The sequence below is a fragment of the Dietzia cinnamea NBRC 102147 genome (assembly GCF_001571065.1).
In the GTDB taxonomy this organism is placed as follows: Bacteria; Actinomycetota; Actinomycetes; order Mycobacteriales; family Mycobacteriaceae; genus Dietzia; species Dietzia cinnamea.
In genome coordinates this window covers 1-22,290 of sequence record NZ_BCSW01000031.1, presented here as the reverse complement: position 1 = coordinate 22,290, position 22,290 = coordinate 1, and the positions used below count along the sequence as shown (strand labels likewise).

The 22,290-nt window shown below is 71.8% G+C and carries 14 protein-coding genes; 7 read left to right on the top strand and 7 right to left on the bottom strand.

The window, feature by feature from the left end; translation table 11 throughout:
• Positions 1 to 32 precede the first annotated feature (32 nt).
• From DCI01S_RS11355 to nirD, 4 genes are all read left to right on the top strand, one after another.
• Positions 33 to 1,700: a DNA repair helicase XPB gene (locus DCI01S_RS11355; RefSeq protein ID WP_061229321.1), complete on the top strand. Its 1,668-nt coding sequence runs from the start codon at positions 33 to 35 to the stop codon at positions 1,698 to 1,700.
• Between the two features lie 126 nt (positions 1,701 to 1,826).
• On the top strand, positions 1,827 to 2,513 hold the full coding sequence (locus DCI01S_RS11350) for a DUF3239 domain-containing protein (protein ID WP_061229320.1): 687 nt from the start codon (positions 1,827 to 1,829) through the stop codon (positions 2,511 to 2,513).
• Positions 2,514 to 2,682: 169 nt separating this feature from the next.
• Positions 2,683 to 5,286, top strand: a complete 2,604-nt coding sequence (gene nirB / locus DCI01S_RS11345; protein ID WP_061229319.1) for a nitrite reductase large subunit NirB — start codon at positions 2,683 to 2,685, stop codon at positions 5,284 to 5,286.
• Positions 5,287 to 5,408: 122 nt separating this feature from the next.
• On the top strand, positions 5,409 to 5,828 hold the full coding sequence (gene nirD, locus DCI01S_RS11340) for a nitrite reductase small subunit NirD (RefSeq protein ID WP_082767763.1): 420 nt from the start codon (positions 5,409 to 5,411) through the stop codon (positions 5,826 to 5,828).
• 425 nt (positions 5,829 to 6,253) lie between these two features.
• Here the strand turns inward: nirD and DCI01S_RS11335 are convergent, their stop codons facing one another.
• The 4 genes from DCI01S_RS11335 to DCI01S_RS11320 form a co-directional block, all read right to left on the bottom strand.
• The gene (locus DCI01S_RS11335; protein WP_244881707.1) at positions 6,254 to 7,393 is read right to left on the bottom strand and encodes a uroporphyrinogen-III synthase; all 1,140 of its coding nucleotides are present in this window, start codon (positions 7,391 to 7,393) and stop codon (positions 6,254 to 6,256) included.
• Positions 7,394 to 7,498: 105 nt separating this feature from the next.
• Complete coding sequence (locus DCI01S_RS11330) at positions 7,499 to 9,043, bottom strand: FAD-dependent oxidoreductase (RefSeq protein WP_244881706.1); 1,545 nt, start codon at positions 9,041 to 9,043, stop codon at positions 7,499 to 7,501.
• Positions 9,040 to 11,283, bottom strand: a complete 2,244-nt coding sequence (locus DCI01S_RS11325) for a molybdopterin oxidoreductase family protein (protein WP_371412116.1) — start codon at positions 11,281 to 11,283, stop codon at positions 9,040 to 9,042. Before DCI01S_RS11325 ends, DCI01S_RS11330 begins: the two co-directional genes overlap by 4 nt.
• A gap of 66 nt (positions 11,284 to 11,349) precedes the next feature.
• Positions 11,350 to 12,816: a nitrate/nitrite transporter gene (locus DCI01S_RS11320; RefSeq protein WP_082767761.1), complete on the bottom strand. Its 1,467-nt coding sequence runs from the start codon at positions 12,814 to 12,816 to the stop codon at positions 11,350 to 11,352.
• Between the two features lie 168 nt (positions 12,817 to 12,984).
• On the opposite strand from DCI01S_RS11320, the gene DCI01S_RS11315 reads away from it, so the two are divergent.
• Together DCI01S_RS11315 and DCI01S_RS11310 are read left to right on the top strand one after the other, a co-directional pair.
• Positions 12,985 to 13,572 carry a hypothetical protein gene (locus DCI01S_RS11315; RefSeq protein ID WP_061229318.1) on the top strand — a complete coding sequence of 196 codons (588 nt, stop codon included), beginning with the start codon at positions 12,985 to 12,987 and terminating at the stop codon, positions 13,570 to 13,572.
• Positions 13,573 to 13,631: 59 nt separating this feature from the next.
• Positions 13,632 to 14,792: a MalY/PatB family protein gene (locus DCI01S_RS11310; RefSeq protein ID WP_232303138.1), complete on the top strand. Its 1,161-nt coding sequence runs from the start codon at positions 13,632 to 13,634 to the stop codon at positions 14,790 to 14,792.
• Positions 14,793 to 14,879: 87 nt separating this feature from the next.
• Here DCI01S_RS11310 and DCI01S_RS11305 read toward each other — a convergent pair whose 3' ends face one another.
• The 3 genes from DCI01S_RS11305 to DCI01S_RS11295 all read right to left on the bottom strand — a co-directional run bounded on the left by DCI01S_RS11305 (position 14,880) and on the right by DCI01S_RS11295 (position 19,956).
• Entirely contained in the window at positions 14,880 to 16,406 is a 1,527-nt protein-coding gene (locus tag DCI01S_RS11305; RefSeq protein WP_244881705.1) for a calcineurin-like phosphoesterase C-terminal domain-containing protein, read from the bottom strand.
• A 111-nt stretch (positions 16,407 to 16,517) separates the two neighbouring features.
• Entirely contained in the window at positions 16,518 to 18,707 is a 2,190-nt protein-coding gene (locus DCI01S_RS11300; protein WP_061229317.1) for a 3-hydroxyacyl-CoA dehydrogenase NAD-binding domain-containing protein, read from the bottom strand.
• 37 nt (positions 18,708 to 18,744) lie between these two features.
• Positions 18,745 to 19,956, bottom strand: coding sequence for an acetyl-CoA C-acetyltransferase (locus tag DCI01S_RS11295; RefSeq protein WP_007632224.1), 1,212 nt, complete (start codon positions 19,954 to 19,956; stop codon positions 18,745 to 18,747).
• 136 nt (positions 19,957 to 20,092) lie between these two features.
• Here DCI01S_RS11295 and malQ point away from each other — a divergent pair, with 136 nt between their 5' ends.
• Complete coding sequence (gene malQ, locus DCI01S_RS11290; RefSeq protein ID WP_244881704.1) at positions 20,093 to 22,240, top strand: 4-alpha-glucanotransferase; 2,148 nt, start codon at positions 20,093 to 20,095, stop codon at positions 22,238 to 22,240.
• The last annotated feature ends 50 nt before the right edge of the window (positions 22,241 to 22,290 follow it).

Below are 22,290 nucleotides of genomic sequence, written 5' to 3'. Positions count from 1 at the left end.
CGGGCCCGGCGAGAGACCCGAGGAGGCCCGAAGTGAGCGGTGGACCGCTGATCGTCCAGTCGGACAAGACAGTGCTGCTGGAGATCGACCACGAGCAGGCCGCCGACGCCCGACAGGCGCTGGCCCCCTTCGCCGAGCTCGAGCGCGCGCCCGAGCACGTCCACACCTACCGGATCACGCCGCTGGCCCTGTGGAACGCCCGGGCCGCCGGGCACGACGCCGAGCAGGTGGTCGACGTCCTGGTCTCCTACTCGCGCTTCCCCGTGCCGCAACCGCTGCTCGTGGACATCGCGGAGACCATGGCGCGCTACGGCCGGCTGCAGCTGGTCAAGAGCCCGGTGCACGGCCTGACGCTCGTCTCCCTCGACTCCGCCGTGCTCGCCGAGGTCAAGCGGCACAAGAAGATCGCCCCCATGCTCGGCGCCGACATCGACGCGGACACGGTGATCGTGCACCCCTCCGAGCGCGGTCGGCTCAAGCAGGAGCTGCTCAAGGTGGGCTGGCCCGCCGAGGACCTCGCCGGCTACGTGGACGGCGAGGCCCACGAGATCGCGCTGTCCACCGAGGAGGAGCAGTGGGAGCTGCGCGACTACCAGCAGATGGCCGCCGACTCGTTCTGGGCGGGCGGCTCCGGCGTGGTCGTGCTGCCCTGCGGCGCCGGCAAGACGATGGTCGGCGCGGCCGCGATGGCCAAGGCCAAGGCCACCACGCTCATCCTGGTGACCAACACCGTCGCCGGGCGCCAGTGGAAGCGGGAACTGCTGGCCCGCACCACCCTCACCGAGGACGAGATCGGCGAGTACTCCGGTGAGCGCAAGGAGATCCGGCCAGTCACCATCGCCACATACCAGGTGGTCACGCGCAAGACCAAGGGCGTGCACCGGGCGCTGGAGCTGTTCGACTCCCGCGACTGGGGCCTGATGATCTACGACGAGGTCCACCTGCTGCCCGCGCCCGTGTTCCGCATGACCGCCGACCTGCAGTCGCGCCGCCGCCTCGGCCTGACCGCGACGCTCGTGCGCGAGGACGGCCGCGAGGGCGACGTGTTCTCCCTCATCGGGCCCAAGCGCTACGACGCCCCGTGGAAGGACATCGAGGCGCAGGGGTGGATCGCGCCCGCCGACTGCATCGAGGTGCGCGTGACGCTCACCGAGAACGAGCGGATGCTGTACGCGACCGCCGAGGCCGAGGACAAGTACAAGCTGTGCTCGACCGCCCGCACCAAGATCCCGGTGGTCAGGAAGATCCTCGCGCGCCATGCCGGCGCCCCCACCCTGGTGATCGGCGCCTACCTCGACCAGCTCGAGGAGCTCGGCGCCGAGCTCGACGCGCCCGTCATCCAGGGGTCGACCTCCAACAAGGAGCGCGAGAAACTGTTCGACCAGTTCCGCAACGGTGAGATCTCCACGCTCGTGGTGTCCAAGGTCGCCAACTTCTCGATCGACCTGCCCGAGGCCAGCGTCGCGGTGCAGGTGTCGGGCACGTTCGGCTCGCGTCAGGAGGAGGCGCAGCGGCTCGGTCGACTGCTGCGGCCCAAGCACGACGGCGGGCAGGCGCACTTCTACTCGGTCGTCGCCCGCGACACCCTCGACGCCGAGTACGCCGCGCACCGCCAGCGGTTCCTCGCCGAGCAGGGGTACGCGTACCGGATCGTCGACGCCGACGACCTGCTCGGCCCGTCCATCCCCGAGGTGGGCTGAGGTGCGTTGAGGCCCGATGCCGGCCCGGTCCCGGGGGCGACCCGGCTCCGCCGCGGTCACCCGCGGGCCAAGCCGCCGCGGTCACCCGCGGGCCAGGCCGCCGCGGGTGCTGGGATACTGGGCGCCATGGCCGCCGATCGCTCCCCCCGCAACCCGCACGAGCAGTACCGCCTCGCCGACATCCCCGTCGACGATGCCTGGGTCCGCAAGAACAACGAGAGCCTCGCCGAGGTGCGCCGCCTGCAGTGGTCGGCGGGCATCCTCGGCGTCATCGTGCTCGCCGCCGGCATCGGCATGCTCGTCTTCGCGGAGTTCGCGGCGTGGGGCTGGATCATCGCGGTGGTGGCCGGCGCGTTCGCGATCGGCTGCCTCGCCATGATCGGCTATATCCCCCGCAAGATGGGGTCGATGCAGCACACCTACTCGACCTCCGAGCTCGTCCCGGCCGTCATCGCCGAGGTCCGCCCGCGCGGCGTGACCCTGTTGGCACTGGTCGACCGCGCCGTCGACCGCTCCGCCGGGAAGCTGCCCGCCCTCGTGGCCCGCAACTGCGGACCTGTCGCGGGCCACGAGTCGAAGGTCGGCGAGCGCGTGCCCTGCGTCGCCGTGGTGGGCAACCGGAGCGCCCGCGGCCGCGACAACCTCTACCAGTTCATCTCCCCGATGCCCGTCGCATGGGCCACCTCCGACAAGGCTGCGCTGCGCCGGCTGGAGAAGGAGATCCCCTCGGGCGAGTGGGAGCGGCTGCGCCAGAACATCGACCGCGTGGCCGAGGTCCAGGCCGTGCCGACGAGCCTGCTACCCCTGGACTGAGCCGCCGCTCCGGCGCCCGCATCCCGCCGCCACACGCCCGCGGACCGGTCCCTCACCCGGCCCCCGGACCGATGTGAAGTAAGCGTCACGGGACCGTGATCCGACGCCACAGCACCGCAACACCGCCTTCCTAGGCTGTCCCCCACAGGCACGCCAAGGAGGTCCAGGAATGACTGAGCACATCGTCGTCGTCGGGCACGGGATGGTATCCCACCGCTTCGTCTCCACCCTCGGCACGCGCTACGCCGACGCCGACGTGGCCGTCACGGTGATCGGCGAGGAAGCCGATCCCGCCTACGACCGCGTCGGACTGTCCGCCTACGTCGGCGCGTGGGAGCGCGACGCGCTGCACCTCGACGATGCGCGGCACTCCGCCGACCCCCGCGTCACCGTGCGTTCCGGCCGGCTCGTCACCGCGATCGACACCGGCGCCCGACGCGTGGAACTCGACTCGGGCGAGTACGTCGACTACGACACGCTGGTGTTGGCGACCGGTTCGCGCGCGTTCGTCCCGCCCGTCCCCGGCCACGACCTGCCCGGCTGCCATGTATACCGCACGCTCGACGACCTCGACGCGATCCGCGCGGCCGCCGAGCGGGCCGGGGCGGGCGCGCACGGCGTGGTGATCGGCGGCGGGCTGCTGGGCATCGAGGCCGCCAACGCGCTGAGCCTGCTCGGCCTGGTCCCGCACGTCGTGGAACGCAACGACCGGCTCATGCCCGTGCAGGTCGACGGCCGCGGCGGCGCCCTGCTGGGGGACCTCATCCGCGACCGCGGCATCGACGTGCACCTCAGCGTGACCGACACGGTCATCGAGGAGAGTGCCGCCGGCGGCGCGGACGACGCGGGGGGTGACACCGCGGACGCCGCCGGGGGTGGCGCCGGGTCGGCGTCCGGTGACGCCGGACTCCGGGTCGCCCTGACCTCCGACGACGGCGAGACGGATGTCGTCGACGCGGCCCTCGTCGTGTTCTCCGTCGGTGTCCGGCCCCGCGACGAACTCGCCCGCGCGGCGGGAATCGCCGTGGCCGAGCGTGGCGGCGTGCTGACCGACAGAGCCTGCCGCACCTCGGACCCGCACGTCTACGCGATCGGCGAGTGCGCGGCCATCGAGGGCACCTGCTACGGCCTGGTCGGGCCCGGATACACCTCCGCCGAGGTGGCGGCCGGCCAGATCACCGGCGACGCCGGCACCGAGTTCACCGGGGCCGACCTCGCCACCAAGCTCAAGCTCATGGGGGTCGACGTGGCCAGCTTCGGCGACGCCCACGGTCGTACGCCCGACTGTCTCGAGGTGGTGGTGGACGACCCGGTCGCCCGCACCTACAGCAAACTCGTCCTCAGCGACGACGCCCTGACCCTGCTGGGCGGCGTGTTCGTCGGCGACGCCGGCCCCTACCAGTTGCTCAAGCCGCTGCTGGGCCGCACCTTGCCGTCGTCCACTCCCCTGGCCCTCATCACCCCGGGTGCGGCGGCCGACTCCGGCGTCGGCGTGGACTCACTTCCCGACGACGCGCAGATCTGCTCGTGCAACGCCGTCACCAAGGGCGATCTGCGCGAGGCGATCTGCGAGGGGGCGTGCGACGTGCCCGCCCTCAAGGCGTGCACCCGGGCCGGCACGTCGTGCGGCTCGTGCCTTCCGCTCATGCGTCAGGTCCTCGAGGCCGAGGGCGTCGAGCAGTCCACCGCGCTGTGCGAGCACTTCGACCAGTCCCGCTCGGAGCTTTTCGAGATCGTCACCGTCACCGGCATCCGCACGTTCTCCGGTCTGATCGGGCGCTTCGGGCGCGGCACGGGCTGCGACATCTGCAAGCCGACGGTCGCGTCGATCCTCGCCTCGACCAGCTCGGACCACGTCCTCGACGGCGAGCAGGCGGCGCTGCAGGACACCAACGACCACTTCCTGGCCAACATCCAGAAGAACGGCACCTACTCGGTGGTGCCGCGGATGCCCGGCGGCGAGGTGACGGCGGAGCAGCTCATCGTGATCGGCGAGATCGCCCGCGACCACGACCTGTACGTCAAGGTCACCGGCGGCCAGCGCATCGACCTGTTCGGCGCGCGCGTCGAGGAACTCCCCGCCATCTGGCGGCGGCTGGTGGAGGCGGGCATGGAGTCCGGGCACGCGTACGGCAAGTCGCTGCGCACGGTCAAGAGCTGCGTGGGCACGTCGTGGTGCCGGTACGGGCAGCAGGACTCGGTCGCGATGGCGGTGCTGCTGGAGACCCGCTACCGCGGACTGCGAGCGCCGCACAAGATCAAGATGGCCGTCTCCGGGTGTGCGCGCGAGTGCGCGGAGGCCCGCGGCAAGGACGTCGGCGTGATCGCCACCGAGAACGGTTGGAACCTCTACGTGGGGGGCAACGGCGGCGCGACCCCGCGGCACGCCCAGCTGCTGGCCGGCGACCTCACCGACGACCAGCTCATCCGATACATCGACCGCACCGTGATGTTCTACGTCCGCACGGCCGAGCGGCTGCAGCGCATGGCGCCGTGGCTCGAGGCGCTCGAGGGCGGGCTCGACCACCTGCGCGAGGTGGTGTGCGACGACTCCCTCGGCCTGGCCGCCGAGCTCGAGGGCCGGATGGAGGCGCACGTCGCCGGCTACGTGGACGAGTGGGCGGCCGTACTCGACGATCCCGACAAGCTCGCCCGGTTCGTCTCGTTCGTCAACGCCCCCGAGGCGCCGGACCCCACCGTCCGGTTCGAGCAGCGCGACGGCCGCAAGGTGCCCGTCCTGCTCGGCTCCCCCGCCATGCCCGTCCGCAGCTGAGCTCGCGCGCCCGACGCGCCGGGCCCAGTCCCCATCGTCGACCCGATATCCGCCCTCCCACAACCGCCCCTTCACAACCGCCCCGGCTTCACCTGCCCCGCCTTCAATCCGAGGAGTTCACCATGACCGCCACCCTGTCCCGCCCCGCCCGTACCGGCGCCGCTTCCACCGCGGCAGCCGCCGCCGAGGTCGCCGTCTGCCCTGTCGACCGCCTCATCGTCGGGCGCGGGGTCGCCGCCCTGCTGCCAGACGGGCGGCAGGTGGCGGTGTACACGCTCGACGACGGCGAGGTGCACGCCGTCTGCAACATCGATCCCGTCGCCCGGGCGGCCGTGATGAGCCGCGGGCTGGTGGGCGACCGCGGCGGCGTCCCCGCCGTGATCTCGCCCATCGGCAAGCAGGCGTACGCGCTCGAGGACGGTCGCGGTCTCGACGACCCGTCCCGCGGGATCTCGGTGTTCCCCGCCCGGGTCGCCGGCGACGGCACGGTCTACGTGGCGACCGAGCCCGCGGTTCGCCACACCCGCGCCACCGCTGCGTAGGCACCGGCAGGGGGCACGCCTGCGCCACCGCTGCGCGCCTGCTCGCCGGAGGCCCGCAACCCAGCGGATGCGCTGCGGGATCGCCCGCCGGAAGCCCGCAACCCAGCGGATGCGCTGCGGGATCGCCCGGCACCCGACACAGAGGCAGCGCGACCCCTCCCGGTCGCGCTGCCTCTTCGGCTTACGCTGCCGGAATGCTCGAACACAGCCCGGGTGCGCTGGCCGGATGGACCATTCAGCCATCACAAGCCGAAGAGCCAGCACACCTGGCGGGACTCACGCTGCGAGATCGCCCACGCGCGCCCGCCGAAGGCCGCCCGCCGAGCCAAACCGCGCCCGCCGAAGGCCGCCCGCCGAGCCAAACCACCCCCGCTGCCGGCCGCCCGCGCGCCGCCGCCTCGCCCGGGCCCGCCCGCCGCGTTCGCTCAGATGGTGAGTCGGTAACCGCGCTTGACGACGGTCGTCACCAGGTCCGGCACACCGAGCGCCCGGCGGAGTCGACCCATCGCGGTCTCCACCGCGTGCGGGTCCGTGCCGTCTCCGGGCAGAGCCGCGAGAAGCTCGTCCCGGCTCACGCACGCCCCCGGCCGACGCGCGAGCGCGCGCACCAGCGCGAGCTGGGCCGGCGTCACCTCGACCGGTCGGCCGTCGACCAGCACCGCCGCCGCGCACACGGTCAGCTCGTGCCCGGCCACGCCGATCGGCGCCGTCCGGGCGGCGAGCTCGTCGGTGGTGTGCCGCATGAGCGAACCCAGGCGCATCCGATCAGGGCAGGTGAACGGCACGTCCAGGTCGGCCAGCGGGGCCGCGGTCACCTGGCCCACGCACAGGGCGGCGACCGGGCCGCGCAGCGCGTCGAGCAGGTCGTCGAACAGCCCGAGCGCGTCCGCCCGCGCGAGCACGGCCACGACCGCCGGCGCCGCGGTGAACGTCACGCCGTCGACTCCGTGACGGGCGATTGTCGTGACCAGCTCGTCGAGCGCCGCGAGATCCTCGGGTAGCTCCCAGCGGTAGACGGGCACCTCGATCACGTCGGCGCCCGCGTCCCGCAGGCCGTCGAGCAGGGGGGCCATGGGGTTCCAGCCGGAACCCGCACCCTGCACCTGCACGCCGATCGTCAGACCCGCGACTCCCCGCTCGAGCAGCATCTCCAGCAGCTCCGGGCTGGCCTCGCTGACGGCGGAGGCGTGCTCACGCAGGCCGGCGGCCCGGATCGCCCCGGTCGTCTTGGGACCGCGCGAGTACAGCGGGATCCGTGCCATCAGCTCGAGCAGTTCCCCGGCCAGGCCCCACTCCTCGCACACCTGCAACCACCAACGCACCCCGGCGGCGGTGGTGAGCACCATGAGGTCGGCGGGCGCGGCCAGCAGTCGCTCGGTGGCCTCACGCACCACGGTGTCCTCGGCGATGGGAATCATGTGCATGGCCGGCGCGTGCAGGACGGTCGCGCCGCGACGCTCGAGCAGGGTGCGCTGCTCAGAGGCACGCCGGGCGGCGGTGACGGCGACCGTACGCCCGAGGAGCGGGAGATCGGGGCCGGCGGAGGTCACGTCGGAATCGGTCACTCCCTCATCATGGCCGATCTCTGTTGCCGGGGTGTTTCGCCGCCCGCCGGTCGCTGGGTTCATCCCAGTTCTCCTCTTCTGATCCGGGGAGTTCTCCGCCGCGCCCTACCCGGCCGCCGCGAGCCATCCGCAGATCCCCTCGACCGCGGCCGAACACCCGCCGCAGCCCGTCCCGGCGCGGGTGCTCTCGGCCAGCGCGTCGCGGTCACGGGCGCCGTCGGTCCATGCCGCGACGAGGTCGCCCTTGCTGACGCCGTTGCACCGGCACACCACCGCGGCGGCGGGCATGGTGGACGGCGTCTGCGCGGCCACCGCCTCCGCGCGCCCCAGGATCACCGACACGACGTCGTCCGGCACGGGTAGGGCGTTCTCGTACAACTGTGTGAGAGTGCCGACCGGTTCCGGGTGGCCGATCAGTGCGGCTCCCACCACGCGGCCGGCCACCACGTCGACGCGGGCGTAGCGGCCGCGCGCGGGTTCGCTCAGCGTCGTGACCTCGGTGGGCTCGTCGTCGCCGCCCGCCGAGCCGTACACGTCCTCCGCGAGCTCGCCCAGCGCGACCACGTCGAGCCCGTGCGCCTTGAGTCTGGTGACCTGCGTACCGCCGACGTACCGGGCGTGCGGATCGGTGCCGGCGAGCCGCGCGGCCAGCACGACGGCCTGGTCCCACGCCGGGGCCACCAGGCCGCTGACGACGCCCCGGTGCTGGGCGCAGTCGCCGATTGCGCTGATGGCGGGATCGCTGGTCGCGAGCTCGTCGTCGACGACCACGCCGTGGCCCACCTCCAGGCCGGCGTCGCGCGCGAGGTCCGTCCGGGGCGCGGACCCGGCGGTGAGGACGACGGTGCGGCAGTGCACCTCGCCGTCGTCGAGTCGTAACGTCGACCCGTCCCAGCTCGTGGCGCGCGCGCCGGTCACCGTCCGCACGCCGAGCGCGGCGAGGGCACGGACCAGGACGGCGCCGGCGCCGGCGTCGAGGCAGCCGTTCATGGGCCAGGCGCGGGGGTGGACGACGACGACGTCGTGCCCGGCCGCGGCCAGTGCGCAGGCGACCTCGAGGCCGATGAAGCCCGCACCGACGATCGCGACGGGCCCCGGGTGGGCGGCGAGATGGGCAGTCAGCTTTCTCTGACCCGCGGCGTCCCGGAGAGTGAACACACCGGGCGCGAGACCGCCGTCCGATGAGCGGATGCCGTCGACGGGCGGGATGCGGGGCGCGGCGCCGGTGGCCAGGACGAGGTGGTCGTAGCCGGTCCTCGCACCGCCCGCGAGCTCGACCTCGCACGTGACGCGGTCGATCGCCGTGACATGTGTGGAGGTGTGCAGGGCGATGTGGTGGCGTTCCCACCACCCGGCGGGCTTGAGCCGCGCGACCGGGGTCGCGCCACCGGCAGCCCCGGACGCCCCGGCAGCCCCGGACGCCGCGGCGGCGTGGGAGAGCATGATGCGGTTGTACGGCTCCTCCGCCTCGGCGCCGATCACGGTGATCGACAGGCGCGTCGGGTCGGGCTCGCCCGCGCGCAGTTCCTCGGCGAGGCGCGCGGCGGCCATCCCCGCGCCGACGATCACCACGTGGCGCCGCACCTGCGGCCCCGTCGGACCGGGCGGCGTGCCCGGCACCGTGCGTCCCGGCCCCACCTCCGCGCTCACGCCGCCTCCAGCCGCACCGCGCACACCTTGAACTCGGGCATCCGGCTGTGCGGGTCGAGCTCGGGCAGGGTGAGCAGGTTGGCCCGCCCGCTGCCGGCGAAGTGGAACGGCAGGAAGAGGGTGTCGGAGCGCATGTCCTCGTCGCAGCGGACCTCGGCCTCGACCGCGCCGCGCCGGGAGACCACGCGCGCGGCGTCGCCGTCGGCCAGCCCGACCGCGCGGGCGACGACGGGGTGGACCTGTACCCACATCCGCGGCTCGGCCGCGGCGAGCTCGCCCACCCGGCGGGTCTGGGCGCCGGACTGGTAGTGCGCGAGCAGCCGCCCGGTGGTCGCGAGCAGCGGGAACGCGGCGTCGGTCGGCTCTGCCGGCGTCCGCGGGGCGTCGACCACGAAGCGGGCCCGGCCGTCGGCGGTGGCGAAGCCGTCCAGGAACAGCCGCGGGGTGCCGTCCGGGGAGTCGGAGCCGCACGGCCAGTGCAGCACCTCCCCCGCGTCGAGGCGGTCCCAGTCGATGGCCGAGTAGTCGGCCTTGCCGCCGGCCGAGGCGCGGGCGAGTTCGTCGAACACCACGCGTGGGTCGGTCGGGAAATTTTCGGGCCCGCGGTCCAGGCGGCGGGCGAGCTCGTGCCAGATCCACAATTCGTCGCGCGCGCCGTCCGGCGGGGTGATCGACCGGCGGCGCCGCAGGACGCGACCCTCGAGATTGGTGAGCGTGCCCTCCTCCTCGGCCCACTGCGACACGGGCAGGACGACGTCCGCCAGCGCCGCGGTCTCCGACAGGACGAAATCGGCCACGACCAGCGTGTCCAGTGCGCGTAGCCGCTCGGCGACGCGGTCGGCGTCCGGCGCGGAGACCACCGGATTGGAGGCGTGCAGGAGCATGGCGGTGGGTCCGCCGGGTTGTCCGAGCGAGTCGAGCAGTTCGAACGCCGACACCCCGGGGCCGGGGATCTGTTCAGGGTCCACGCCCCACACGGCGGCGACATGGGCGCGGGCGTCGGGGTCGGTGATCATCCTGTACCCGGGGAGTTGGTCGGCCTTCTGGCCGTGTTCCCGGCCGCCCTGCCCGTTGCCCTGCCCGGTGAGCGTGCCGTAGCCGGTGCCGGGCCGACCGGGCAGGCCCAACGCGAGTGCCAGCGCGATCACCGCTCCCACTACGGAGGTGCCGTCGGCGTGCTGTTCGGCGCCCCGGGCGGTGAGGATGTAGCTGCCGGCTCCGGCGTCGCGGGCGTCGGCGAGGAGCCGCACCGCCCGCTCGAGGAGGGCGACGGAGACCCCCGTGACGCGCTCGGTGCGCTCCGGCAGCCATGCGGCGGCGTGCGCCCACGCGTCCTCGAATCCGGTGGTGCGGGCGGCGAGATACCGCGTGTCGGCGGCCCCGGTGACGACGACGAGGTGCAGCAGCCCCAGCGCGAGGGCCGCGTCCGTGCCGGGGCGCAGGCGCAGGTGCACACCGCCCCCGTCGAGGGCGTGCCGCGCGGTCGCGCTGAGCCGGGGGTCGGCCACGATGAGCCCGCCCGCCGCGGCCGCGGTGTCGAGGTGCTGGAGGAACGGGGGCATGGTGTCGGCGGGGTTGGCGCCGATGAGCAGGACGGCCCGGGCGCCCGAGAGGTCGGTGACGGGGAACGGCAGGCCGCGGTCGAGGCCGAAGCTGCGGTTGGCGGCCGCGGCGGCCGAGGACATGCACCAGCGGCCGTTGTAGTCGATGAGCCTGCTGCCCAGCGCGAGTCTGGTGAACTTGCCCAACTGGTAGGCCTTCTCGTTGGTGAGTCCGCCGCCACCGAAAACCGCTACGCCGTCCGGCCCGCCTGCGGCCTGCGCGCGTCGGATGCCGTCGACGACCCGGTCCAGTGCGGTGTCCCAGTCGCAGGGCTCGAGGCGGCCGTCGCGACGGATGAGCGGCGTGGTGAGCCGGTCCGGGTGGTCGAGGAGCTCGCCGGCGGTCCAGCCTTTGCGGCACAGTCCGCCCCGGTTGGTGGGGAACCACTCGGGCGTCACCTCGGCGGCCCTGCCCGCGGTGGGCGTGACGCTCATCGCGCACTGCAGCGCGCAGTACGGGCAGTGCGTGTGACCGGGCCCCTCGGCATCCTGCACCCGGGGCCGGTCCGGCGTCACCCGGGCGGTATCAACGCTCGTCATGGTGTTCTCCTCGTCGTCGTCCTCGTCGTTTCTCGTCGCCCCGCCCCCGCGGCCTGCCGGCGAGTGGTCGAACCCGACCACGTCGTCCCAGGTCGGCACACGCGCAGACCGGCACTTGTGACCACTCGCCGCGCCCCGGCGGGGGCGGGGACACACGCGCGGCGATCAGCGCGCGGCGGGCACCGGCTCAGCCCCACCCGGCGCGGCGCCGGCCGTGCCAACCCGCGACGACCCGGCCGCCCCGACAGGCGACGTCCCGGTGGCCACCGGCGCGGGCGCGGCGGCCGGGCGGCGCAGGTACACGGCCCGGGTGATCACGGCCGCCACCACGTAGAAGACGGTGAACACCACGAACGCCGCCGTCGCCGATCCCGATGACTGGTATGAGCTGCGCAGGGTCATGTTGATGAGGAAGCCGCCGAAGGCCCCGACGGCGCCGGCCACTCCGATCAACGCCCCCGAGTGGGCCCGCGACCACGCCGCCCGCGCCGCCTCCGGCAGGTCCAGGCCCCTGCTGCGGGCCTCGTAGACGGTGGGGATCATCTTGTAGACGGACGCGTTGCCCATCCCCGTGAGCGCGAACAGGGTGAGGAACGCCGCGAAGAACAGGACGAGCGCGCCGCCGGAGAGCCTGCCGCCGTTCGAGGCCTGCATGCTCGAGGTGACGATCAGCGCGACCGTCGTGGCCGCCATTCCGAGGAACGTCACCAGCGTCACGCGCGCACCGCCGAACCGGTCGGCCAGGCGCCCGCCGAGCATGCGGGTCAGCGAACCGAGCAGCGGGCCGAGGAACGTGATCTGTGCGGCGTGGAGCGCGGCGTCGGCCGGTGACTGCCCGTTGCCGGTGAACGTCATGGTGAGCATCTGGCCGAACGCGAAGCTGAAGCCGATGAACGAGCCGAAGGTACCGATGTAGAGCAGCGACAGGACCCAGCCGTCGCGGTCGGTGGCCACGTCGCGCATGCTCGCCACGTCGACGGTCTGGTGGCCGAGGTTGTCCATCTTCAGCGCGGCCCCGATCCCGGCCACGACCAGCAGCACGAGGTAGACCGCGATCACCCAGTGCGGCGAGCGGTTACCCGCGGCGGCGATCACCAGTAGGCCCACCACCTGAATGGTGGCCACACCGAGGTTGCCGCCGCCCGCGTTGAGGCCCAGGGCCCAGCCCTTCATCCGCTGCGGGAAGAAGGCGTTGATGTTGGTCATGGAGGAGGCGAAGTTGGCCCCGCCCAGGCCGGCGAGCGCGCCTACCACCAGGTACAGCCACAGCGGCTGGCCCGGGTTGGCCATGATCCATAGCATCGCGCCCGCCGGGATGAGCAGGACGAACGCGGAGAACATCGTCCAGTTGCGACCGCCGAACGTGGCCGTGGCCAGCGTGTAGGGGATGCGCAGGAACGCGCCGGTGAGGGTCACGACCGCGGAGACGAGGAACTTGTCCGGGGCGTCGAGTCCATAGACGTCCTCCGGCATGAACAGCACCATCACCGCGAAGAGGGTCCACACCGAGAACCCCACGTGCTCGGCGAACACCGACCAGTACAGGTTGCGCACGGCGATGCGGCGACCGCCGGACTCCCACTGGTGCCGGTCCTCCGGATCCCAGTTCTCGATCGTGCGTGAGCGCGTCATGTGCGTGGCCCCTCCCCGCCGGTGGGCTCCCTCGTTCGGAGCCCCGTGACGGCAACCGTAGGAACGGGCTGTTTCCCCTGTGCTATTCGCGGTGACGGTCCCGTCACGGTGTACTCACGTGCAGGCGTTCGACCTGTGAGGGCGCCTCGGCCGTGATGGACTGTGCGCATGTCCTGCCGCGTCACATTCCGCGTCACCGCCCGCCTCATCGCGGTGATGACCGCCGCGCTCGCCCTCATGACGGGTCTGGTGCCCGCAGCCTCGGCGCAGCAGACCGGGGCCCATCCCCTGGACACATGGCGGGCGCCCTTTCCGCCGCCCGCGCCGATCCCGGCCGACGCGCGGTACGTTGACACCCAGTCCACGACCGGCCCGGACCAGCCGGGGTTCTGGGAGCCGGGACCGAATGTCATGCGTGTGGTCTCGCGGGCCCCGGCGGACTCCCCCACCTGGTGCGACGGTTACTGGAACCTGGCGGGTGTGCGGTGTTGGCAGGTGGCCCCGGATGGATCCGTCGCCGAACTTCGCCGGTTCTCCCTCCTCACCGACATGTGGCACGGCTCGTCGGACCCCTGGGCCGGGGCCGCCTATCAGGCCGGCTACCGCGTCGCCTACGAGATGGGCTGGGACTACACCTCCGGCGGCATCGTCATCCCCACCGGATCCGGGACCGCCTACTCCACGATGATGCCGCTCGGCAGGCAGTCCCCGGATGCCGACGTATGGGTGGCGCCGGGGATCCTTCCCGGGAGCTGACGATCGCGGCCGCGACGGCTGAGTAGCCTGGTGGTTCCGCGTGCCCCCGGATGAGAAGGATGCCCCACGTGCCGTTCCCTCTGGATGTCCCCGAGTCCGTCCTGCGCAGGCGCCGCAGCCAGAAGTGGCAGGCGTACCCGGAGGACGTGCTGCCGCTGTTCGTCGCCGAGACCGACGTCCTGCTGGCCCCCGCGATCCGGGATCGACTCGCGGCCGCCGTCGCCGACGGGGACACCGGGTACTTCACGGAGATCGAGCGGCTGGCCGGGGTGTGCGCCCGGTACTACTCGCGTTTCGGGTACGACGTGCCGGAGGACGCCGTGATCCCGGTCAACGATGTGGGGGTCGGCGTTCGCGAGTCGCTGGCGCGCATCCTGCCGGCCGGGAGCGGTGTCGTGTACACGCCGCCGGTGTACATGCCGTTCGGGCCGTGGATTCGGCGCGTGGGGATGTCACCGGTCGCGGTGCCGTTGATCGGTCACGACGGCGAGGACCCGCAACTGGATCTGGCGGGAATCGAGCAGGCGTTGGCGGGTGGAGCCCGGGCCGTTCTGCTCAGTCACCCGCACAATCCCACGGGCGTCCTCCACTCGCGTGCGGAGTTGGCCGAGCTAGCCCGGATCGCCGCCCGGCACGACGCGGTGGTGGTCTCGGACGAGATCTGGGCGCCCCTGGCCATGCCCGGCGTGGACTTCGTCTCGTTCCTGGCGGTCTCGCAGACCGCGCGCGAGGTGGGGCTGGCGATCTCATCGGCGTCCAAGGCGTTCAACCTCGCCGGGTTGAAGTGCGCGTTCGTGGTCAACGGCAATCCGGAGAAGTTCGCGGTTCCCCGTTCGGCGCTGTCCGGCGCGGTGGGGCACTTCGGCGCCCTCGCCGCCGAGGCCGCGCTCACCGAGTCACTCGACTGGCTCGACCACATGCGGGCCGCCCTCGCGTCGAATCTCGACCTCATGGAGCGGTTGCTGGCCGAGCATCTGCCCCGCGCGCGGTGGCGGCGGCCTGACGCGGGGTTCGTCGCGTGGATCGATCTGCGCGGGTACCCGGGCCTCGGCGACGACCCTGCCGCCGCGTTCCTGGACGAGGGTCGGGTCGCGCTGAGCCCGGGCCCGGCGTTCGGACCTCAGGGCAAGGGCTTCGCCCGCGTGAACTTCGCCTGCTCCGACGAACTTCTCTCCGAGGCATTCTCACGGATGGGGCGGATCGCGTCCGAGCGCGGCTGAGGTCCGCCCAGGCGCGGTGTCAGCGGATCCGCACCCCTCGGCGGCGGGGCCGTGGCCTCGCCGCCAGAGGAGAACTCCACCGAACGTTCAGCCCGTCACCGTGAAGGCGAACGACGTCCTGTGCTCACGTCCGTACCGGTCCGTCGCCGAGACCCGGGCGGTGTGCTCGCCCGGCTCGAGATCGGAGGGCAGCGCGATCCGCCACAGGTGCGAGCTCGACCGGCCCAGTGCGGCGTCGGCGATGAGGTTGTGGGTCCCCGAGACGGTCTCGGTGTACTCCCAGCCCACGTTGAGGGCCTCGCCGGCCGCCGGCTGGGTGTGCTCGGCGGCGACGGGCTCGCCCCCGTCGACGGACACCCGGACGCTGGCGTCCGTGGATCCGCCGAAGAAGCTGGCCGCCAGCCACGCCGCGCCCGTGCTCACGTCCGCGGTGCTGACGGAGTCGGTCGCCACGGGAGCCGGAGCCTCACCCTGCTCCCCGTCGTCCTTCCACTGCTGGTAGGCCTCGGCCCACTCCCGCCACGCGGGGCTGTTGATCCCTGTCAAGAACTGGCGGTCGGCCGACTCGTTACGCACGGTGTAGTACTCGGAGCGCTCGTGTCCGTCGAACTCGATGGTCAAGACACCGGGCTCGGCGGCGTCGGACGTGTACGAGTAGGGGACGCCGTTCTCATTGAGCTCGCCGGAGTACCACGAGCCGGAGACCGCGCCGGCCACGAGCTGGTCGTGGGTCAACTCGGGGATCCCGGCATCGATCCACTCTTGCCTGGAGTCACCCGCCAACAGATGCTCCAGCGTGTGGGTGTGACCGCCCACCGTCACCGCGTTGGGATAATCGGCCAGGATCTCGTACAGCGCACTCGCGTTGTCGGTCGTGACACCGCGGTAGTCCACGATCGGCGCGTGCGCGGCCACGACGATGTTCTTCTGACGCTCCACGTGCTGCAGGTCGTTACGCAGCCAGTCGAGCTGCTCCTGCGTGAGGGCCTCGGCGTAGCCGCCGTTGGACCCGTCGGCCTTCTGACCGTTGTAGACGATGTTGAACAGACCCACGAAGTGGGTGTCGCCCACTTCGTAGGAGTAGTACGGCGCGCCGAAGTCGCGGCGATAGGTGTCGACGGAGTGGGTGGCGTCGGCCGCGTCGAAGTCCATGTCGTGGTTACCGGGGATGGCACGCACGGGACCGTTCGCGTCGGCGTAGAGGTCCTTGACGGGCTGGTTCAGGCTCAGGTCGTCGCCGACGTTGTCGCCCAGGAGCAGGATGCCGCAGCCCGCGTAGTCGTCGCGGGCCGCGAGGTCGGCGGGCACGCCGCGGCTCGCGTACCCGACCTCCTCCATGTCGTAGGTCTGGGTGTCGGAGGCGATCGGGCAGGACTGCCTCGGATCGGCGGTCGCGGCCGACTTCGCGAGCGGGAAGTTCACCGCCGCGGGTAGATCGCCGGTCGGCTTCAGCCCGCCGAAGCGCAGCTCCGGCGAGCCCTCGGGCAGGTGGTTGTAGCTGAACTGGGCGACCTTCTGCTCGTCGACTGGCACCTGCCAGCCTGCGGGCTGGGTGATGAAGGCGGTGAAGTTGTCGGTGGCCGGCAGTTCGTAGCGCCCCTGCTCGCGTTTCACGCCGCGGCGGGCAGAGGGTCTAGGTGCATGCGCGACACCCCCGCCCGCCGTGCCCTTCGAGGGGACGGCGAACGGGGGTGGACGACAGCCTGAGCCGGTGGGATGCGGGCGTCAGCCCTGGTCTGCCGCCAGCTTCCTCAGCGACTCGGTCGGAGCGAAGCGCTCGCCGTACTTCGCGGCCAGCTCCTCCGCGCGAGCGACGAAACCCTTGTAGCCCGAGGCCTCCTTGGCGCCCGGCTCCGAGTAGTTCTTGGCGTACTGGCGGGTGCCGCCGGTCCACGCCGGGAACCCGATGCCGATGATCGAGCCGATGTTGGCGTCGGCGTCGTCGGTGATCACGCCCTCGTCAACGCACTTCTGCGTCTCGAGCACCTCGGCGAAGATCATGCGGTCGATCAGGTCCTGCAGCGGCGGGGCGTTGTCGGGAGAGGTGTTGAACGCCTCCCGCAGGCCCGGCCACAGTCCGCCGCGCTTGCCGTCGGCGTACTCGTAGAATCCGGCGCCGGCGGCGCGCCCGGACCGCTGGAGCTCCTCGACCATCTTGAGGACGACGCGGTCGGAGGAGGTGGGCACGTACTCCCTGCCCGCGGCCTCCTCGGCCTCGCGGGTGGCCTGACGAATCTTGACCATGAGGTTGAGGTTCAGCTCGTCGGAGAGCTGCAGCGGCGCCGCCGGGTAGCCGGCGATCCGGCCGGCCTGCTCGATGGTGGACGGTTCGATGCCCTCGTCGAGCATGCCGATCGCCTCGTTGACGAAGGTGCCGATGACGCGGGAGGTGTAGAAGCCTCGCGAGTCGTTGACGACGATCGGGATCTTGCGGATCTGCAGCGTCAGGTCGATGGCCTTGGCCAGCGTCTCCGGCGTGGTCTTCTCCCCGCAGATGATCTCGACGAGCTGCATCTTGTCGACGGGCGAGAAGAAGTGCAGGCCGATGAAGTCCTCCGGCCGCTTGACGCCGGTGGCCAGGTCGGTGATCGGCAGGGTCGAGGTGTTGGAGCCGAGCAGCGCGTCGGGCGCGACGATGTCCTCGATCTCCTGGAAGACCTTCTTCTTGAGATCGGGCGACTCGAACACCGCCTCGATCACCAGATCGCAGCCGGCGAGCGCCTGCGGGTCTGTGGTCGGGGTGATGCGGGCCAGCAGCGCGTCGGACTTCTCCTGCGTGGTTCGGCCCCGCTCGAGGGCCTTGGCCTCGAGCTTCTCGGAGTACGCCTTCCCCTTGTCGGCGGAGGCCTGCTCGACGTCCTTGAGGACGACCTCGATGCCGGCCTTGGCGCAGACGTAGGCGATGCCGGCGCCCATCATGCCCGCGCCGAGGACGCCGACCTTGGTGAACCGGGTGCGCGGGATCTCGGAGCCGTCGGCCGCCTTCGGGCGGGCGCCGCCGGAGGAGCAGTGCTGCATGTCGAAGAAGAACGCCTGGATCATGTTCTTCGCGATGGGGCCGGTGACGAGGGAGACGAAGTAGCGCGCCTCGATCTTCTCGGCGGTGGCGAAGTCGACCTGGGAGCCCTCGACGGCGGCGGCCATGATGGCGCGCGGCGCAGGGGCGGGCGCGCCCTTGGTCTGCTTGCGCATGTTGGCGGGGAAAGACGGCAGGACGCCCGCCAGCGCGGGGTCGTCGATCGTGCCGCCGGGCAGAGTCCAGCCCTTGCGGTCCCACGGCTGGGTGGGCTCGGGGTCGGTGGCGAGCCATGCCTTGGCGGCGTCGATGAGCTTCTCGGGCTCGACGACCTCGTCGACCAGCCCGGCCTTGAGGGCCTTGTCGGGCGCGAAGGAACGGCCGGACATGAGGATGTTGGGCACGGCCTGGGCGAGGCCGAACATCCGGACGGTGCGGACGATGCCGCCGCCGCCGGGCAGCAGGCCGAGGGTGACCTCGGGCAGTCCGACCTTGGCGCCGCGGGCGTCGGCCATGACGCGATGGTGGCACGCGAGCGCGAGTTCGAGGCCGCCGCCGAGGGCGGCGCCGTTGATCGCGGCCACGACGGGCACGCCGCAGGTCTCGAGGGCACGCATGCGGCCCTTGATACCCATCGACCGCTCGTAGAGCTCCTCGGCCTGCTCGGGGCCGGCCTTGATCATGGACTTGAGGTCGCCGCCGCCGAAGAAGCTCTTCTTGGCGGAGGTGAGGACGACTCCCTTGATGGAGTCCTTCTCGGCCACGATGCGGTCGACCGTGGCGGAGAAGTCGTCGATGAAGCGGGTGTTCATCGTGTTGGCGCCGTGGTCGGGGTCGTCCATGGTGAGGGTGACGATGCCGTCGCCGTCCTGCTCCCACCGGAACATGTTGTCGCTCACTGGTTCTGTACTCCTGTATCGCTGTGGTGTCGGTGGGTCAGACGCGTTCGATGATGGTGGCCACGCCCATGCCGCCACCCACGCAGAGCGTGATGAGGGCGCGCTTGCCGCCGGTGCGCTCGAGTTCGTCGAGCACCGTGCCGGTGATCATGGCCCCGGTGGCGCCCAGCGGGTGGCCCATGGCGATGGCGCCGCCGTTGACGTTGAGCTTCTCGTCCGGGATGTCCATGTCCTTCTGGAAGCGCAGCACGACCGAGGCGAAGGCCTCGTTGAGCTCCCACAGGTCGATGTCGTCGGGGGTCAGGCCGGCGGTGGCGAGCGCCTTCTTGGCCGCCGGCGTGGGTCCGGTGAGCATGATGGTGGTGTCGGCCCCCGAGGTCGCGGCGGCGACGACCCGGGCGCGCGGGGTCATCCCCATCTCCTGCCCGGCCTTCTCGGAGCCCACCACGACGAGGGCGGCGCCGTCGACGATGCCGGACGAGTTGCCGCCGTGGTGGACGTGGTTGATCTCCTCGACCCAGTGGTACTTCTGCAGCGCGACGGCGTCGAACCCGCCCATGTCGCCGACCATGGCGAAGGAGGGCTTGAGCCCGGCGAGCGCCTCGACGGTGGTGCCGGGTCGCATGTGTTCGTCGTGGTCGAGGATGGTGATGCCGTTGATGTCCTTGACGGGCACGACCGACCTGGCGAACCGGCCCTCCTCCCAGGCCCGGGCGGCGAGTCGCTGCGAGCGCTCGGCGTAGCGGTCCACGTCCTCGCGGGTGAAGCCCTCGAGGGTGGCGATGAGGTCGGCGCCGATGCCCTGGGGCGAGAAGTAGGTGTCGTAGTTGGTGGCGGGGTCCATCGCCCAGGCGCCACCGTCGGTGCCCATGGGGACGCGGGACATGGACTCCACCCCACCGGCGAAGACGACCTCGTCCCATCCGGAGCGGATCTTCTGGGCGGCCATGTTGATGGACGTCAGCCCGGAGGCACAGAAGCGGTTGATCTGCACGCCGGCGACCGTGTCGGGCATGCCGGCGGCCAGGGCCGCGATGCGGGGCAGGTCCATCCCCTGGTCACCGAGGGGGGTGACGATGCCGAGGATGATGTCCGAGATGCGGTTCTCGTCGAGATCGGGGAACCGACGGCGCGTCTCCTCGATGAGGCCGACCACCAGGTCGATCGGCTTGACCCCGTGTAGGGCACCGCCGGGCTTGCCCTTACCTCGCGGTGTCCGGATGGCGTCGTAGATGAATGCCTCGGTCATGGGTGGGCCACGCTCTTTCTCTGGGCGAACAGGTTCGTGTTCCGTCAGGCTACGTGGTGCGGCCGCGCTTCGCGGAGTGTGGTCCGTTTCCGTCGACCGGCGCGTCGACTGCGCGGCCGGTGGCACAGTGGACCGCGTGACTGCGAATGACATCGTCTCCCCTGTCCTGGCCGAGCTCGCCGAGGTGTGCGGGGTCGCCACGAGTTATGACGACGCGCAGGGCGTGCACCGGGAGATCCCCGCCCGCACTGTGCGCGCGGTGCTCGCCGCGATGGGCGTACCGGTTGCTGTCGACGACGACGAGCTCGGCGTTTCGGAACACGAGGCCCTGGCGGCCGTTCGCGTGCGCCCCTGGCGGCGTGTTCTGCCGCCGTCTCTGGTGGCACGTCAGGGCACCGCCATAGGGTGCCCGGTCCATGTCCCGCACGGCGCGAAGGTGACCGTGTCGGTCCTGCTCGAGGACACGGATGTCCCGGTGACCCTGCTCCCCCTCGATGAGCCGCGGGCAGCCCGTGAGGTCGACGGCGTCACAGTCGAACGGGTGACGCTCCAGGTGCCGGCCGCGCTGCCCGCGGGATGGCATCGCGTCTCCGCCGTGGTGGAGGTTCCGGACCGCGAACCCGAGTCGAGTGAGTGCACCCTGCTCGTCTACCCGCCGACGATCCCGGTCCCCCGCGGCCTGAAAGAGCGCAGGGCCGTCGGCCTGGCCGCGCAGATTTATCAGGTGCGTTCGCGGCAGTCGTGGGGCGTCGGGGATCTCGCCGACCTCGGCGACCTCTGCGGCTGGGCCGGCCGGGAGACGGGCGCGGATTTCGTGTTGGTCAATCCGATGCATGCCGGCGAGCCGTACCCGCCGGTCGGTCCGTCGCCGTACCTGCCGACGACCCGCCGTTTCGCCTCTCCCCTGTACCTACGTCCGGAGCTGGTGCCCGAGTACGCGGAGCTACCCGCCGCTGATCGCGCGCGGGTCGATGCGCTCGCGCGGGAGGCAGCGGAATCCAATGAGAAGGACACCATCGACCGGGACGCGTCGTGGTCCGCGAAGTTGGAGGCACTGCGCCTCCTCTTCGCCGTTCCGCTCTCGCCGCGACGCTCTGAGTCGTTCGACCGGTTCGCCGTCGAACAGCCGGGGCTGAGGGGGTTCGCCACGTGGTGCGCACTGGCCGGCGAGCACGGGCCTGACTGGAGCGAGTGGCCGGAGGAGCTGAGGGATCCGGACTCGGAGTCCGTCGCGCGCTTTGCCACCGAGCACGCGGAGGAGGTCCGTTTCCATGAGTGGTTGCAGTGGCAGGTCTCGCAGCAGCGGGGGCTTGCGCAGAGCGAGGCGGTCGGAGCCGGTATGCGGCTGGGCGTCCTCCACGATCTGGCGGTCGGCGTCCATCCGACCGGGGCGGATGCGTGGTCTCTGAACCGGTCGCTCGCCCGCGGCGTCTCGGTGGGCGCGCCGCCGGATGCGTACAACCAGCTGGGTCAGGACTGGTCGCAGCCGCCGCTGCGACCGGATGCTCTGGCGGAGGAGGGTTACGCGCCATTCCGCGACATCGTTCGCGCCGCGCTCCGGGATTCCGGTGGGGTGCGTATCGATCACATCCTCGGGCTCTTCCGCCTGTGGTGGATTCCTGAGGGCGCTCCGCCCACCGAGGGGACGTATGTCCGGTATGACCACGAGGCCATGCTCGGTGTCCTCGCGTTGGAGGCCACGCGGGCCGGCGCCGTGGTGGTCGGTGAAGACCTGGGCACGGTGGCTCCGGGGGGGCGGGAGACGTTGTCCGATCTCGGGGTGTTGGGTACGTCGGTGATGTGGTTCGAGAAGCGTGACGACGAGCCGGTTCCGCCGGAGGAGTATCGCCGCCTGTGTATGGCGTCGGTGACGACGCATGATCTTCCCCCGACGGCCGGCTACGTCGATCTCGTACACGTGGATGTTCGCGAGGAGCTCGGGCAGCTCACCGGTGACGTCGACGAGGAGCGCCGGTCCGCGGAGGCGGAGATCGAGGCGTTCCGCGAGGCGGTGCGCGAGCGGGACCTTCTCGAGGGTGACTCGCCGGCTGACCTGGTCGTGGCGTTGCACCGTTTCGTGGCTGCCGCGCCGTCGTTGCTCGTGGCGGTGTCGGTGTCGGATCTGGTGGGTGATCGGCGCCCGGTTAACATGCCGGGTACGTCGGATGAGTATCCGAACTGGCGGGTGCCGCTGACGGATGCCACCGGACGGCTCGTCAGCCTCGAGGATCTGCTCGGCTCGACGTCGGCCCGCCGGGTGATGCACGCGGCGTCGGGTGGGTGAAATGGCGGGAACCCCCGGCCCTGGTGGGGTCGGGGGTTCCGGCTTCTATC

What these genes read in the sequence shown, in the direction of transcription:
- DCI01S_RS11350 (WP_061229320.1), top strand. Translation starts at nt 1,827, where the DNA reads ATGGCCGCCGATCGCTCCCCCCGCAACCCGCACGAGCAGTACCGCCTC.
- nirB (WP_061229319.1), top strand. Translation starts at nt 2,683, where the DNA reads ATGACTGAGCACATCGTCGTCGTCGGGCACGGGATGGTATCCCACCGC.
- nirD (WP_082767763.1), top strand. Translation starts at nt 5,409, where the DNA reads ATGACCGCCACCCTGTCCCGCCCCGCCCGTACCGGCGCCGCTTCCACC.
- DCI01S_RS11320 (WP_082767761.1), bottom strand. Translation starts at nt 12,816, where the DNA reads ATGACGCGCTCACGCACGATCGAGAACTGGGATCCGGAGGACCGGCAC.
- DCI01S_RS11315 (WP_061229318.1), top strand. Translation starts at nt 12,985, where the DNA reads ATGTCCTGCCGCGTCACATTCCGCGTCACCGCCCGCCTCATCGCGGTG.
- DCI01S_RS11310 (WP_232303138.1), top strand. Translation starts at nt 13,632, where the DNA reads ATGCCCCACGTGCCGTTCCCTCTGGATGTCCCCGAGTCCGTCCTGCGC.
- DCI01S_RS11295 (WP_007632224.1), bottom strand. Translation starts at nt 19,956, where the DNA reads ATGACCGAGGCATTCATCTACGACGCCATCCGGACACCGCGAGGTAAG.